General features: G+C 63.7%; 14 protein-coding genes. 2 read left to right on the top strand and 12 right to left on the bottom strand.

Annotation, left to right across the window (positions count from 1 at the left end; genetic code table 11):
- Window positions 1–10 precede the first annotated feature (10 nt).
- From CPI83_RS09365 to CPI83_RS09340, 6 genes are all read right to left on the bottom strand, one after another.
- On the bottom strand, window positions 11–691 hold the full coding sequence (locus tag CPI83_RS09365; RefSeq protein ID WP_021332788.1) for a rhomboid family intramembrane serine protease: 681 nt from the start codon (window positions 689–691) through the stop codon (window positions 11–13).
- 64 nt (window positions 692–755) lie between these two features.
- Window positions 756–1,859, bottom strand: a complete 1,104-nt coding sequence (dapC, locus tag CPI83_RS09360) for a succinyldiaminopimelate transaminase (RefSeq protein WP_021332787.1) — start codon at window positions 1,857–1,859, stop codon at window positions 756–758.
- A gap of 5 nt (window positions 1,860–1,864) precedes the next feature.
- Complete coding sequence (fdxA, locus tag CPI83_RS09355) at window positions 1,865–2,188, bottom strand: ferredoxin (protein WP_003945248.1); 324 nt, start codon at window positions 2,186–2,188, stop codon at window positions 1,865–1,867.
- A gap of 146 nt (window positions 2,189–2,334) precedes the next feature.
- Complete coding sequence (locus tag CPI83_RS09350; RefSeq protein ID WP_019744515.1) at window positions 2,335–3,093, bottom strand: hypothetical protein; 759 nt, start codon at window positions 3,091–3,093, stop codon at window positions 2,335–2,337.
- Window positions 3,093–5,651 (bottom strand): bifunctional FO biosynthesis protein CofGH, encoded by a 2,559-nt coding sequence (locus tag CPI83_RS09345; RefSeq protein ID WP_019744516.1) that lies wholly within the window; start codon window positions 5,649–5,651, stop codon window positions 3,093–3,095. The genes CPI83_RS09350 and CPI83_RS09345 overlap by 1 nt, the downstream gene beginning before the upstream one ends.
- A 118-nt stretch (window positions 5,652–5,769) precedes the next feature.
- Complete coding sequence (locus CPI83_RS09340; RefSeq protein ID WP_003945217.1) at window positions 5,770–5,958, bottom strand: hypothetical protein; 189 nt, start codon at window positions 5,956–5,958, stop codon at window positions 5,770–5,772.
- Window positions 5,959–6,040: 82 nt separating this feature from the next.
- Between CPI83_RS09340 and CPI83_RS09335 the strand changes: the two genes are divergently transcribed.
- Both CPI83_RS09335 and CPI83_RS09330 read left to right on the top strand, forming a co-directional pair.
- Window positions 6,041–6,544 carry a PH domain-containing protein gene (locus tag CPI83_RS09335; protein ID WP_020970221.1) on the top strand — a complete coding sequence of 168 codons (504 nt, stop codon included), beginning with the start codon at window positions 6,041–6,043 and terminating at the stop codon, window positions 6,542–6,544.
- Window positions 6,541–8,112, top strand: coding sequence for a PH domain-containing protein (locus CPI83_RS09330; RefSeq protein ID WP_021345012.1), 1,572 nt, complete (start codon window positions 6,541–6,543; stop codon window positions 8,110–8,112). The genes CPI83_RS09335 and CPI83_RS09330 overlap by 4 nt, the downstream gene beginning before the upstream one ends.
- Here the strand turns inward: CPI83_RS09330 and CPI83_RS09325 are convergent.
- The 6 genes from CPI83_RS09325 to typA all read right to left on the bottom strand — a co-directional run bounded on the left by CPI83_RS09325 (window position 8,072) and on the right by typA (window position 14,468).
- On the bottom strand, window positions 8,072–8,917 hold the full coding sequence (locus CPI83_RS09325) for a uroporphyrinogen-III synthase (protein ID WP_019744520.1): 846 nt from the start codon (window positions 8,915–8,917) through the stop codon (window positions 8,072–8,074). The two genes, CPI83_RS09330 and CPI83_RS09325, sit on opposite strands and share 41 nt — an antisense overlap.
- A 51-nt stretch (window positions 8,918–8,968) precedes the next feature.
- Window positions 8,969–9,385: a hypothetical protein gene (locus CPI83_RS09320; protein ID WP_019744521.1), complete on the bottom strand. Its 417-nt coding sequence runs from the start codon at window positions 9,383–9,385 to the stop codon at window positions 8,969–8,971.
- Between the two features lie 92 nt (window positions 9,386–9,477).
- On the bottom strand, window positions 9,478–9,636 hold the full coding sequence (locus tag CPI83_RS30960; protein ID WP_019744522.1) for a hypothetical protein: 159 nt from the start codon (window positions 9,634–9,636) through the stop codon (window positions 9,478–9,480).
- Between the two features lie 107 nt (window positions 9,637–9,743).
- Complete coding sequence (gene mshB / locus CPI83_RS09315; protein WP_070385337.1) at window positions 9,744–10,628, bottom strand: N-acetyl-1-D-myo-inositol-2-amino-2-deoxy-alpha-D-glucopyranoside deacetylase; 885 nt, start codon at window positions 10,626–10,628, stop codon at window positions 9,744–9,746.
- Window positions 10,625–12,409, bottom strand: a complete 1,785-nt coding sequence (locus CPI83_RS09310) for an ABC transporter family substrate-binding protein (protein WP_019744524.1) — start codon at window positions 12,407–12,409, stop codon at window positions 10,625–10,627. The genes mshB and CPI83_RS09310 overlap by 4 nt, the downstream gene beginning before the upstream one ends.
- A gap of 151 nt (window positions 12,410–12,560) precedes the next feature.
- Window positions 12,561–14,468 (bottom strand): translational GTPase TypA, encoded by a 1,908-nt coding sequence (gene typA / locus CPI83_RS09305; protein ID WP_019744525.1) that lies wholly within the window; start codon window positions 14,466–14,468, stop codon window positions 12,561–12,563.
- Between the last annotated feature and the right edge of the window lie 221 nt (window positions 14,469–14,689).

Raw genomic sequence — 14,689 nt, 5'->3', positions numbered from 1 at the left:
CGACAGCATCTCACAGGGCCGATGGTCGCAAACTTTCTCCCGCCCGACGCGCGTCTATCGAGTGCGGAGGGAACAGCGTCACCAGCGCCGCCCCCAAAAGCGCCCCGGAAAGAACGGCGAATCCGTGCGCGTCGTCGACCGTCACCAGGGTTGCGCCGCCGACGACAATCACGGCCGTCAGAACGATCTCAGGCATTCGCGGGCGCACCAGAACACCGATCCCCGCGGCCGCCGCTGCCAGAGCAAGTGTGGCACCGGAGTTACCTGCGCCGGTCGACGGAAAGACTGCGGTGGTGAGCAAACCGAACAACAGTTGACCGAGCAGGAAGAGAGCCCAGCCGCGTGCGGCGCCCCAGAGCCGAAACGCAGGCGGTGCAACCACGGCCAGCGTCACGAGATTGGTGACGGTTCCTGCGACCCCTCCGTCCTGGACGAGCACGGAGGTCAGAATGCGCCACCATTGACCGTCGCGAATCAACGCGGGATCACGACGAAACATCTCGAGTAGTCCTGGTATCAGCGCCTGCAGGATGGATGGCACTGCAACCATCAGCCAGAGGAGAGCTGCCGAGAGTGGGAATTCTCCGAAAACTCGACGACTTTTCAACCACACGAGCATCAGTGCAACCGAGGCGACAACGACAGCAAAAATCAGTACCGCGTCCAAGCCGCCGGTCCCTGAGGTGGTCACAGCGCGACCTTACATCGGACCGATACCGACATCAGGGAACCTGACACCTGGGAAAGCACACGGTTCAGGCGGAGAGGCGCTTTGCTGCCGCGGCGATTCGTTCGTCTGTTGCAGTGAGCGCGATTCGCACGTGCTTGCTCCCGCTCGGTCCGTAGAACTCACCGGGGGCAACGAGGATCCCACGATCGGCGAACCAACTGACCGTCGCTCGACATTCCTCGCCGCGCGTCGCCCAGAGGTATAGACCCGCCTCGGAATTGTCGACGGTGAATCCGGCGCCTCGAACAGCTTCGATCAACACGCTGCGACGCTCGCGGTACCGCTCGCGCTGGATGTTCTCGTGTTGGTCGTCGCCCAAAGCTGCGGTCATCGCCGCCTGGATCGGCAGCGGCAGGATCATGCCCGCGTGCTTTCGCACCTCGAGCAGTTCCGACACCAGAGCCGGATCACCGGTGACGAACCCGGCGCGATAGCTCGCGAGATTGGACGTCTTCGAAAGCGAGTGGACCGCAAGCAAACCGGTCAGATCGCCGTCGTTGACCCGGGGATCGAGAATGGAGAGCGCATCCGCTTCCCACGTCAATCCGAGGTAGCACTCGTCGGAGACGACGATCGCGCCCCGCTCGCGCGCCCAGGCCACGACCTTCTGCAAGTGCTCGAGGCCGAGCACTTTGCCGGTGGGGTTCGACGGCGAGTTCACGAAGATCATCGCCGCCGACTCGGGACCGAGCTTGTTCAAGCCGTCGGCGCGCAGGACGCGAGCGCCTGCCAGCTTCGCCGCGACCTCGTACGTCGGGTATGCCAACTCCGGAATGACCACCAGATCGTCGGCTCCGAGACCTAGCAATGTCGGCAGCCACGCGATCATTTCCTTCGTGCCGATCGCCGGCAGGACCGCTGCCGGATCGACGTCGGGAATGTTGTAACGGCGATCGAGTGACTCCGCTACGGCCTCGCGAAGTGCGAGCGTGCCGTGCGTCGTCGGATATCCGGGTATCTCGGCAACAGAGGACAAAGCCTCCTGGATCACCGGATCAACGGGATCAACCGGCGTTCCCACGGACAGGTTCACGATGCCGTCGGGATGAGAGTGCGCCTTCGCCGTGACGTCGGCGAGCGAATCCCACGGAAAATCAGGAAGCCCAGCGGCCACCGGAGTACGAGACAAGATCTCTATTCCTCACCCATGGGAGGCAGCGCCTTGATGAACGGCGTGTCGTAGTCGACCTTGCCGAGCTTGGCCGCTCCACCCGGCGAACCGAGATCGTCGAAGAAATCGACGTTGGTGCTGATGTACGCGTTCCACTGGTCCGGGACGTCGTCTTCGTAGAAGATGGCTTCGACGGGACAGACAGGCTCACACGCGCCGCAGTCGACACACTCGTCGGGGTGGATGTAAAGCATGCGTCCACCCTCGTAGATGCAGTCGACAGGGCATTCTTCGATGCACGCCTTGTCCATCACATCTACACACGGTTCAGCAATCGTGTAGGTCACTGCCGATCTCCCTGCCTTCCTGTCGTGCATCGCCGCCGCAACACGCAGTTGCAAGGGGCCGAAAATCCGATACGACTCTCACGTACCGCGGGAACAGCCTATTATCCCCCTGCCAACCGACTCTGAGCAGGCGGGGGTAACACATTTCAGCCTACTGCGGTGATGTTCCTCGACCGAATCGCGATCCACTTCTCCCCCGCAGCAGCCGCGCGGACCAAAGCGCCGCGCTCACCGAGATAATCCGCCACGACGCCGACCACCGGAATCTTGCCGAAAATCTCGTACGGTTTTGTCCGCGACGGCCGCTTGTGCAGCTCGTCCGTGATGGCACGAAAAGTCTTGGACGTGCGCCACAAGGTGCCGATGAGCGCGAACGGGCGCCAGGTCTCGTCGGTGCCGCTGACCGACTTCTCGGCGAAATCCTCACCGGCGAGCAGATCTCGGGACTTGGTCTCACGCCGGCACAGCACCGACGCCAGGAGGTCCACCTGCTGATCCCGCTCCGTCACTCCGTGTTCACGGGCAACCGCAACGAGCACAACGGCCTGATTCGCGAATGCCAAGAGGTCCTGGATCGGCAGCCGATTGAGGAGGACGCCGAAGATGCCGGGGAACGCGACGGCAACGGTGTTGAGTGCACCCAACCGGGTCGTCCACCACTTCGAGCGCTGCTCGTCGGTCATCACCGACCACGCCGCCGTCCCGGGGAACTTGACGACGTCGAGGACCCAGGCCGCCGCGTCCAACACCATCGCTGCGGCATTTCGCTCGGGATCGGTCGGCTCGAAGGTCCGACGCTTGATACCGAGCGGATCACTGTAGGCGAGATCGAGAACCGGGTTGATCCCCCACACCGCTCGATCGAGAACCTCGACGACCTTGCGGTCCCCCAGTACGTCAGCCATCAGGCAATCGCTCCTTCGCGTCGTGCATGTGTGGTGGTTCGTTCGCGCGCCGGACGTCCGATTCCCTCGGCGATGGCGCGCAGTTCTGCGACGGTCTTCTCGGACCCGTGTTCGGAGCCAGCCATCCGCGAGATCGTCTCCTCCATCAGCGTTCCGCCGAGGTCGTTGGCTCCGCCGTTGAGCATCATCTGCGTTCCGGTGATCCCGAGCTTGACCCAGCTGGTCTGGATGTTGGGGATACGACCGTGCAGCATGATGCGTGCCAGTGCATGCGCAGCGCGGTTGTCCCGGTTGGTCGGCCCTGGCCGTGAAGCGCCCGCCAGGTACAGCGGCGCGCTCTGGTGAACGAACGGCAGCAGCACGAACTCCGTGAATCCACCTGTACGGTCCTGGATTCCGCGAAGAACGTTCAGGTGCCCGACCCAGTGGTGCGGCTGATCGACATGCCCGTACATCATCGTCGAACTCGACCGCAGTCCCACCTCGTGGGCCGTGGTGACCACTTCGATCCACTCCGCCGTCGGCAGTTTGCCCTTGGTGAGGATCCAGCGCACCTCGTCGTCGAGGATCTCCGCTGCCGTACCGGGAATGGTGTCCAGGCCCGCCTCACGCAGAGCGGTCAGCCAATCCCTGATGCTTTCACCGCTGCGCGATGCACCGTTGACGATCTCCATCGGCGAGAACGCGTGGACGTGCATCGACGGCACGCGCTTCTTGACGGCCCGGACCAGGTCGGCGTAACCGGTGACGGGAAGTTCCGGATCGATACCGCCCTGCATGCACACCTCGGTCGCGCCGGCGACGTGCGCTTCCCACGCACGGTCGGCGACCTGCTCTGCCGACAGCGTGAACGCGTCGGCGTCGCCCTTGCGCTGCGCGAATGCACAGAACCGGCAGCCCGTGTAGCAAATGTTGGTGAAGTTGATGTTTCGGTTCACCACGTAGGTGACGTCCTCGCCGACGGCGTCCTTGCGTAGCGCATCCGCCAGTGCCACAACAGCTTCCAGGCCCGGGCCCTCCGCCGTGGCAAGGGCCAGGTACTCGTCGTCGGAGCATCCGGCCGGGTCGCGTTCGGCACTGCGCAGCGCAGCCAGCAGATCGGTGTCGACGCGAATCGGAGCACTGAGCTCGAGTACCTGTTCGCGCACGGTCTCCCAGTCGCCGAACGCACTGCCCAGGTCACTGCGGGTCTCGGTGTTGCGCCCGTCTGTATCGATCTCGGTATTGAGATCGACGCGTCCGCTCGATTCCCACGACTCGTCCGGTTCCTGCCACGGTCGACCCACCGGTTTGGTGTCGGGCCGGGCGAGGCCGGTTTTGGGGTCCGCCAGTGCCTGCACGTGGCCCGCAATGCGCGGATCGATCCACGGAGCCCCGGCCAGGACATATGCCGGCTGAGCCGCAGTGCGTTCGGTCAGGGTGAAGCCGCCTTCGGCGCTGATCTCCGCCAAGGTCTCGAGATTCGGCCACGGACGCTCCGGGTTGACGTGATCGGGGGTCAACGGTGACACCCCGCCCCAGTCGTCCACACCGGCGCCGAGCAGCGCGAGGCACTCGCTGTTCGAGACGAGATTCGGCGGACTCTGAATCCGCATCGTCGGCCCGAGCAGCAGGCGTGCGACGGCGATGGCCGCGAGAAACTCGTCGAGTCCTGCATCAGGGGTATCGCGCATCGCGGTATCAGGTTTGGCCAGGAAGTTCTGGATGATCACTTCCTGGATGTGCCCGAACGCCTTCTGCGACTTGCGTATCGCCATGATCGATTCGGCACGCTCGAGGAAGTTCTCCCCGATGCCCACAAGAATTCCCGTGGTGAACGGGATGTTCAGTCGGCCTGCGTCGGTCAGGGTGCGCAGCCGAACCGCCGGGTCCTTGTCCGGGCTGCCGTAGTGGCATTCACCCTTGTCGGTGAACAGGCGGGTTGCGGTCGTCTCGAGCATCATGCCCATCGACGGCGCAACGGGCTTGAGCCGCGAGAGTTCCTGCCAGCTCATCACACCGGGATTCAGATGCGGGAGCAGTCCGGTCTCCTCGAGCACCCGAATCGACATCGCCCGCACATAGTCGAGGGTGGAGTCGTAGCCGCGTTCGTCCAGCCACTGCTTTGCTTCCGGCCAGCGAGCCTCGGGGCGATCACCCAAAGTGAACAACGCTTCCTTGCAGCCCAATTCGGCGCCTGCCCTGGCAATGTCCAAAACCTCGTCCGGCTCCAGGAACATGCCGTGCCCAGCGGCACGCAGTTTCCCGGGCACCGTGACGAACGTGCAGTAGTGGCACTTGTCCTGGCATAGACGGGTCAGCGGAATGAAAACTTTCCGCGAATACGTCACGGTGTTCGGCCGACCCGCTGCCAGCAGACCCGCATCGCGAACCTTGGCTGCCGAGGAACACAGATCGGTCAGATCGGTTCCCCGCGCCTGCAGCAGCGTTGCCGCCTCGTCGACGTTCAGGGTCGCTCCATCGCGTGCGCGACGGAGAACTCGCCGCATCGCCGACGCTGACGGGCCGGGCGACGGACTGGACGAGGCGGACGCGGAAATACCTGGCATCGGAAGCATGGTGGGTTTGCCGGAGTCATCACCAGTTCGGTTCACCTAGCGATCATGCGCCATGTGGGACGACTAGTGCCACCCGGTGCCAGAAGTAGGAGGCCTTACCGCCCCGACACGGCCTCGATCACGACGGCCGGTAGTCGTCGTCGACCGCGACCTCGACTCGTTGATCCACCACGTCAGCCACTGGCGCGTCGAGTGGAATGTCGGTCAGATCGGGTTCTTCGGGGGCGTTCGGATCTACGGGTGTCGATTGTTCGAGCGCATCTGATTCCGGAGCCTCCGGGTCGAATGTCGCATCTTGTTCGGTCATCACGTGCTCCCTTCGCGGTCGCCACACTCCACGATAGGGCCGATGTCGACAGATCGCCCCTCACTCGACCAAAGTAGTGCCCATGACTGCCCCGCAACCGCTGACCATGGCCGACCCGTTATGGCGACCCAGCGCCAAAGCCCCGAGGCTGTGGGCAATCACTGCCTCGCTGTTCTGGGTACCCGTCATCGTCGCCGAAATCGTCTGTGCCGTCTTGATACCCGGAATCCCGTCCTGGGTGGTGGGCCTGGTCTTCGCAGTCACCGTCCTGTTCGCGGCCACCTACATTCTGATGGTTCCGGCGTGGCGGTATCGCGTCCACCGATGGGAAATCAGTGACACTGCGGTGTACACACGCACGGGGTGGTTCACCCAGGAACGACGGATCGCACCGATATCGCGCGTGCAGACCGTGGACACCGAACGCGGACCGATCGACCGCATGTTGGGTCTGGCAACCGTGACCGTCACTACGGCGTCGTCTGCCGGGGCTGTGAAGATCTCCGCGCTCGACCAGGAAATCGCCGACCGCACAGTGGCCCAACTGACGGAGATCGCGGGCACCAACGTGGGAGACGCAACGTGAACGAGAAGCAGTTGGGCGACCCGACCGCGATCGAAATCCCGGTCGAGGCGGAAACGGCAGCTGCCGAGGCAGCCGAGGAGGAACAGCCATGGCTCCGCCTCGACCGCCGCATGCTTCTGGTCCACCCCGTCAACGAAGTCGTCAAACTGCTCCCGGTCCTGCTCGTCTCCGTAGTTCTCGGCAGCCAATCCGGAAACCACTGGTGGGGACTCGGCGTCGTCACTCTGCTCGTCGTCTTCGGTCTGTTGCGGTACTTCACCACCACGTACCGAATCGGGCCCGTTCACGTACAACTGCGCACCGGGGTATTCCAGAAAAAGCTGCTCTCCGTCCCGCGTAGCCGCATCCGATCCGTCGACGTCGAGGCCGGGGTCATGCACCGACTGCTCGGGCTGTCGATCGTGCGCATCGGGACCGGCCAGCGCGCCGGGATCGGCCACGATTCGAACAAGTTCGAACTCAATGCCCTCTCGACTGCCCTGGTTCCGGACCTACGTGCCGCACTGTTGGCCGGCGCGCAACAGGCACGGCGACTGGAAACCCCGGGCACACCGGTCGAGAACATCGCCGAACCGGTCGACACCGAGATCGGTCACTGGGAGCCCAGTTGGGTTCGCTACGCTCCCTTTTCGTTCACCGGAATCGCCATCATCGCAGCGATCATCGGCATCTCGTTCCAATACGGCATCGGCACTGCCGTCGCGAAATCGTCGGCAGTAAGCGACAGCTTCGACTCACTCGAGAGCCTCGGCATCGCGCTGATGGTCGTCATCGCACTCGTCGTGCTGCTGGTGCTGTCGAGTGCACTCGCCTGCGTCCAGTACCTGATCGCGTTCGGCAACATGAAACTCACCGACAACGGCCGCATCCTGCATGTCAGTCACGGCTTGTTGAAAACTCGGCAAACCACACTCGACCGCGCCCGCCTCCGCGGCACGACGCTCAAGGAACCGCTTCTACTGCGATTGGCCCGCGGCGCGCGGCTCGACGCCATCATGACCGGGGTCAGCGCCGAGAAGAAGGAATCTTCGCTGCTGCTCCCGCAGGGACCACGCAGGGAAGCCGAGCGAGTGATGGCCACCGTCATCGGTGACTCACGTCAGGCGTCCGCCCCGCTGATCCCGCACGGCCCGGCCGCGCGGCGTCGCCGGTACACCAGGGCACTGTTTCTCGCGACAGTAGCCTTTCTGGTCTGCGTGGCGTGCGCGGCTTCTGGTCTGGATGTCCCGATCTACGCGTGGTTCGGGGTCGCCGTACTCGCCATCGCTGGCGCTGCCCTCGCCTACGACCGATACAACGGCCTCGGCCACGCAGTCCTGCCGGGATGGTTGATCACCCGAAGCGGCTCGCTCGATCGCCAGCGCCACAGCCTCGAATCCGAAGGTGTCATCGGATGGACGGTGCGCGAGACGTTCTTCCAGCGACGCGCAGGCGTGGCAACCGTCATCGCCGCGACGCCAGCAGGCACCGGAAGCTACGAGGTGATCGATCTCCCCGCCGAGAACGCGTGGGCATTGATCGAAGCCGTCACTCCGGGCGGTGGCGACGTTTGGGCAGGTCGTCGATGATGAGCCTCGCCAGCGAACCGAGACGCGATCGCTCCGGCTGGATGGTCGGAACGCCGAGCAACTCCAGCGGGGCGGCCGTCACCGGTCCGACGCAGTAGGTCGGTACCGGTCCGCGCATAGCTGCGACGAACCGCTCCAGTTCGCCCATTTCTTTTGCCGTGCTGAGCATCGAGGACACCGCGGGGGCACTGGTGAAGGTCAGCGCGTCGATTGCACCGGAACGAACTGCAGCGACCAACGCGCGGACTGGCGACTGATCCGGCGGCCGGATCCACCGATAGACCGACACCGGGGTGACAACCGCGCCGATGTCGGCGAGGGAGGCGCTCAGGTCCGTCAACGGCTCCCATTCGGTGATGGTGCCGTGCAACTGGACTGCGACGCGTAAGCCTGCCACTCCCTCGCTTCCGAGGTGCGCCAGAACTTCCTCGGACGACTCACCCGAAGGCGACCATTCCTCGCGCAGTCCGGCGCCCCGGATGGCGCCCGTCGCCTTGGGGCCGCGGGCGATGATGCGCGTCCGGGCCAGAGCTCCGAGGAACTCGTCGGTCAAACCCCACGACGCGACGGCGTCGAGCCAACCCCGAAAGCCGATTCCGGTGCTGATCACGACCAATTCCGGCGGATCGGCAATCAACGCGGACGTCTGAGTACGCAGGTCCCGATCGTCCACCAACGGCAGCACATGGATCACCGGTGTCCGCACGATCTCCGCGCCTCGACGTTCGAGGAGCGTCGCAAATTCTTCGACACGCCGTTCTGCGGTCAAGGCGATAGTCGCGCCCGCCAGATCATCTTCAGCCACAGGCTGAGTGTCCCTTATGGATGGGTTACTTTCCTACGCGCGCGCCGAGAACTATTGCGAACTGAGGGTGGCAAGCCTGTTGATCGCTACTTTGAAGAGGAAAACCGCGGCCGGAGCGATTGCGCCGACCAGCAGTAAGAACGTCAGAGGGGACGAGAGCACCAGCACGTCGCCGCCCGGACCGCCGACCATGCACACCAAGAACCCGACGATCCAACCGGCGAGCGGCAATGCGGCCATACCCGGCGTCGTAACCGTGCGGGCGGCGATCACCAATACGAGGTTCGCGGTCGCTGCCACGAGAATGCTGATCGGAAATGCGGTCGTACCGAGATGAGTCGGCAAGAACAGGACTGACAACACCGCGCACAAGAACCCGTCGAAAATCAGGACACCGAGGATGATGGGGTCGAGCCACGACAGCGACGTTTCTGTCGAAGCGTCTGTGTTGTTCTCGGCCGTGATCATGGTTTTGATAGTGGTCTATCGACGGCCAACGCGCGAGCGCGGGGTCCCTCCCGACAAGCACCCCGGCTCGCGCCCGAAAAGCACGAAGTCGATCAGGGAACCGGCGGGAACCCGAGCAGCGTCAGCAGATGACTTTGCTGATCTGCAAATGCGTAGAGCGATCCGTAATACATGTCGTGGTAGTAACCGGCCATCGGACGCAACGAATCGACGAAGGCGACGATCTGGTTCTGCAGGTCCCAGTTGTACATTTCTTCAGCCCCCAGGCTTTGCTGTTACCGAAAGGACCACCCATCCGGTGACACGCATCACACACCACTACGGCGTCGATCGCAATGCCTGTGAGCCGACGCCCAGGTCAGCTGTGCAGCCCGCCGAACAGATCGCGCTCGCGACCGTCCTCACCCACCGGACCGAGCGTGCCGGCGGCCAATACGAAATGCTCGACCGTCAGGATCGGTTGGACCACGTTGTTCGACAACGCGAACTCGGCTCCACTCGGGGCTACCGTCACCTGAGTGGCGTGGGCGCTCAATGCCCTCGCCTTCGCATCGATGACGCCTCGAACATCGATTGCCGTCGTCACGTCTGCGTCCTCGACGCTCGGCAATTCACCGGGCTCGGGCAGACGCCAGTTCTCCGGGAACTCGGAAATCGCCGCGATGCCGCGTTCGAGTCCGCTGCGCTCGGTCACGGTCCAGTAGAACTTCGGAGTCGACCACGGCTCGCCGGCCTCGGGATATGCGGCCGTTGCTGCAGCTTCCACGGCCGCTGTCGTGATCGCGTGTGCCTGGATGTGATCCGGGTGCCCGTAGCCTCCGTTGGGGTCGTACGTGATCACGACGTGCGGCCGAATCTCACGAATGACGGCGACCACCGCGCCGACTGCCTCGTCGAGTCGAGCATTGACAAAAGCACGGGGATTGGCGGCCGAAGGCGTGCCGATCATTCCGGAATCGCGATAACGACCGGCACCGGCGAGGAAGCGAGGAGCGGCACTGCCCAAAGCCGACAAAGCAGCGCTCAGTTCCGCGATCCGGTAGCCCCCGAGTTGATCGGCCTCGGCAGCCACGAGCCCTGCCCACGCGTCACCGATCACTTCACCTTCCTCCCCCAACGTGCAGGTGAGGACCGTGACGTCGGCGCCTTCGGACGCGTAACGCGCGATAGTGCCACCGGTGGTGATCGTTTCGTCGTCCGGATGTGCGTGCACCAACAGAAGTCGCTTCGCCGACGCGGTCACTTTGCCACCCTCACCCAGTCCGTAGCGTTTCCGAATATCCCCACCTGCACCGGCCCGTCGAGGACCACGCCCTCGACTCCGGTCCCGACTGCAACCAGCGCTCGGCTCTGCACGATCGGCAAAACCGCCGCCAGATCCCACAGCTTGGGTTCCGCATCGGCGATCAACGACCCGAGATCCCCGATGCCACTGAGCGCTTCGTCGATCCGACCTTGCAACGCCGGATCACACAGCCCGGACAGGTTGCTCGGAGCCTCGACGCTTGTCGTTCGAACAGGCTCCGGAGACTGCGACGGCGTCGGTGTGGGCACCGCCGAACCTGTCGCAGGAGTGGAAGGCGCTGTCGGGCAACTGAACCGGGAGGCCAGCGAAGTTGCGGTGTCAGCGCCTGCTCGGCTCCAACCGACAATCATGTCGACGCGTCCTGTAGTCAGATCCTCGCCGTAGAGCTCCTCCGGCGGCACCGATTCGACGGTCGCCAGGATCCCCACGTCACGCAATTCGTCGGCAGCGGTGTTTGCCACGGCGATCGCGATGTCGTCGTTTTCGGGAGCGCCGATCAGCAGCGTCAACTGAGCGCCGTCCCGGACGATCGATCCGACCGTTCCAGTGCCAGTGACGATTCCGGTTGGCGGTGCTGTCAAGTAGCCGGCTGCGGTCAGCTCGCCCAGCGCCTGCTCTCTGGTCGGTTTCGGCGGCGCGGTTGGCGCATATCCCGGATCCGACGGAGCGAGGATCTGAGCTTTCACCGGGGCCGACGCCGATTCACTCCCGGCCGCCACTACGGCGAGCAGGTCCGGATCGAGCAGTCCCAGAACACCTTTACGCACCCGAACGTCCGCGAAGTTCTTACTGCGCCCATTGACGTTGATGTCGAGAGTGCGCGGAACGTAGGAGAATGCAGTACTGACACCCGGGATTGCAGAAAGCTGAATATCCGTGGCACTACCCGAATGAACTTGCGCCACTTGAGCATCGTCGGTACGCAGTGCATCCGCCAACTGCGAAGCCGTTCCTCCGCGTCGCAGAACTATCTGATCCGGATCTGAAGGCTTGCCCCAGAATCGGTCGTTGCGTTCCAGCACGATTTCGTCTCGACCACGGTCGACCGAGCGCACGTGAAAGTGGGCTCCAGACACCGGAATCCCCTCACTCAAACCGGTGCTGAAACCGCCGGGAGTGTCCTTGATCAGGTGGGATGGAAGAATATCGGTGAACAACTCTCGCCACGCCGGATACGGCGCACGCATCACGACGTTGACCGTCTTGCCACCGCCGGACGAGTTCACGTCGTCGATCATCTGATAGCCGGCGGGGTTGACCACACCGGGAACCGAGATCATCTGCTGCCAGAGATAGCGAAAGTCCTCTGCCGCAATGGGAGCGCCGTCCGACCATTGGGCTTCGTTGCGCAGTTGGTAGCGAATAGTGAACGGAGCCTCTGACGTCACTTCAGCCGAAACGAGAAAAGAATCGTCGATCGCCCACTCCGTCGCACCAGGCTGCGTCGGCGAATTGATCGGGCGAAACGCACTGGGCAACACGAGGTTGCCGACTGCGGAGTTGACCGGCGACTGATCCGCGAGCAGGTGCGGGTTGAATCCGCCTCCTACCTCGTCGATCGCCACGGTGACCTGCTTCATCGCCGGAACAACCGGAGTCGGTGTGGGCTTGACGGTTTCGGTGCTCTCGACCGGAGGCGGCGGATCGGCCGTACACGCGGTCAGCGACAACGCCGTCACTGCCACTGCCAACGCCAGGTAGCGACGTCCTGAGGCCACAGACAATTCCTTCCGTACGGGGCCGCGTCGCCCCTTCACACTCGATTTCCGGGCAGAACTTTCGCCCGGAAACCATGAAGGCGAATGTACCTTTCCGCCGAAAACTCGGCTGAAAGGCACATCCGCCTGTCAGGTGGTAACCGACGAAAGACTACAGAGCAGCCTTGTCGCGAGACTTGCTACGCGAACGCTCGCGAGCGCGCTCGGTTGCATTGAGATGCACCTTGCGGACGCGGACGTCCTCGGGGGTGACCTCGACGCACTCGTCGCCGGAGCAGAATTCCATGGCCGCTTCGAGCTCGAGCTTGATGGGCTTCGCGAGGGTCTCCATCACGTCTGCGGACGACTGACGCATGTTGGTCAGCTTCTTCTCGCGGGTGACGTTGATGTCGAGGTCTTCCTGACGGGGGTTGATACCGACGACGTGACCCTCGTAGGTGTCCGCGCCGGGCTCGACGAAGAAGGTTCCGCGGTCAGCCAGCTGGATCATGGCGAACGGCGTCACCGTGCCGGAACGGTCCGACACGAGAGAACCGGTGTGGCGTGCACGAATCTCGCCGGCCCAGGGACCGTACCCGTCGAAGACGGCGTTGGCGATGCCGGTTCCGCGGGTATCCGTGAGGAATTCCGTACGGAAGCCGATAAGACCACGCGAAGGAACGATGAACTCCATACGAACCCAGCCCTGACCGTGGTTCGACATCTGAACCATCTTGCCCTTGCGGTTGGCCAGAAGCTGAGTGATGGCACCGAGGTACTCCTCAGGGCTGTCGATGGTCAGCTCTTCGAAAGGCTCGTGGATCTTACCGTCGACAGTCTGAGTGACCACCTGCGGCTTTCCGACGGTCAGTTCGAAGCCTTCGCGACGCATCTGCTCGACGAGGATGGCGAGCGCGAGCTCTCCACGACCCTGGACCTCCCACGCATCGGGACGTCCGATGTCGAGGACCTTGAGCGAGACGTTACCGACCAGCTCCTGGTCCAGGCGAGCCTTGACCATGCGCGAGGTGAGCTTGTGACCCTTGACGCGGCCGACCAGCGGTGAGGTGTTGGTACCGATCGTGACCGAGATAGCCGGCTGATCGACAGTGATGCGAGGCAGCGCAACCGGGTTGTCGAGGTCGGCGAGCGTGTCGCCGATCATGATGTCCGGGAAACCCGCAACAGCGCAGATATCGCCGGCAAGCGCAACCTCGGCGGGAACACGCTCGACACCGATGGTGGTGAGCAGTTCGGTGATCTTGGTCTTGGTGATGACGGGCTCGCCGTCGACCTCGCGGCACCAGGACACGGTCTGGCCCTTGCGCAGCTCGCCGTTGTGGATGCGAACCAGCGCGAGGCGACCGAGGAATGCCGACGCGTCGAGGTTGGTGACGTGAGCCTGAAGCGGCGCGTCGACCGTGCCCTTGGGGGCCGGGACGTACTCCATCAGAACCTGGAACAGAGCGGTGAGGTCCTCGGCGTCGGGAGCCTGACCGTTCTCGGGCTGCACCGTCGAAGCCTTGCCCTCGCGGCCGGAGGCGTAGAGAACCGGCAGCCCGAGCGCAAGCTCGGCGGCTTCGGCGGCCTCGTCGGAGAGATCGGACGCGAGGTCCAGGAGCAAGTCCTGAGCCTCGGAGACAACCTCTTCGATGCGAGCATCGGGACGATCGGTCTTGTTGACAACCAAGATGACGGGCAGTGAGGCAGCAAGTGCCTTACGCAGCACGAAACGCGTCTGCGGAAGCGGGCCCTCGGACGCATCGACGAGCAGGACGACGCCGTCGACCATGGACAGGCCGCGCTCGACCTCGCCACCGAAATCGGCGTGGCCCGGGGTGTCGATGACGTTGATGACGGTGACCGAACCATCCTCGTTGCGCTTGTGCACCGAGGTGTTCTTCGCGAGGATCGTGATGCCCTTCTCGCGTTCGAGGTCGCCGGAGTCCATGACGCGATCGACCAGCTCGGCGCGCTCCTCGAACGCGCCGGACTGACGAAGCATGGCGTCGACGAGGGTGGTCTTGCCGTGGTCGACGTGTGCGACGATGGCAACGTTACGGAAGCTGGTGGTGGTCACGCGATGGCTCTCCTGGCTGAGTTGATTCGGCCACGCGAAAGTCAAGTCGCACGGCTCTTCTGGTGGCCGCTGCACGAGTGTGTGATCCGAATCAGGGCACGAATCGCCTGAATAGGCACCGCGGCCTAGTAAATACTACTCGCTCCGAGCGGATACTCCTGCATTGTGCGGCCTCTATCACCGCCCCCACCAGCCAATAGTGATCTGCACCACGCTGAAGC

The sequence above is a fragment of the Rhodococcus sp. H-CA8f genome, from assembly GCF_002501585.1.
Classification (GTDB): Bacteria; Actinomycetota; Actinomycetes; order Mycobacteriales; family Mycobacteriaceae; genus Rhodococcus_F; species Rhodococcus_F erythropolis.
This window is presented reverse-complemented; position numbering and strand designations above follow the sequence as displayed.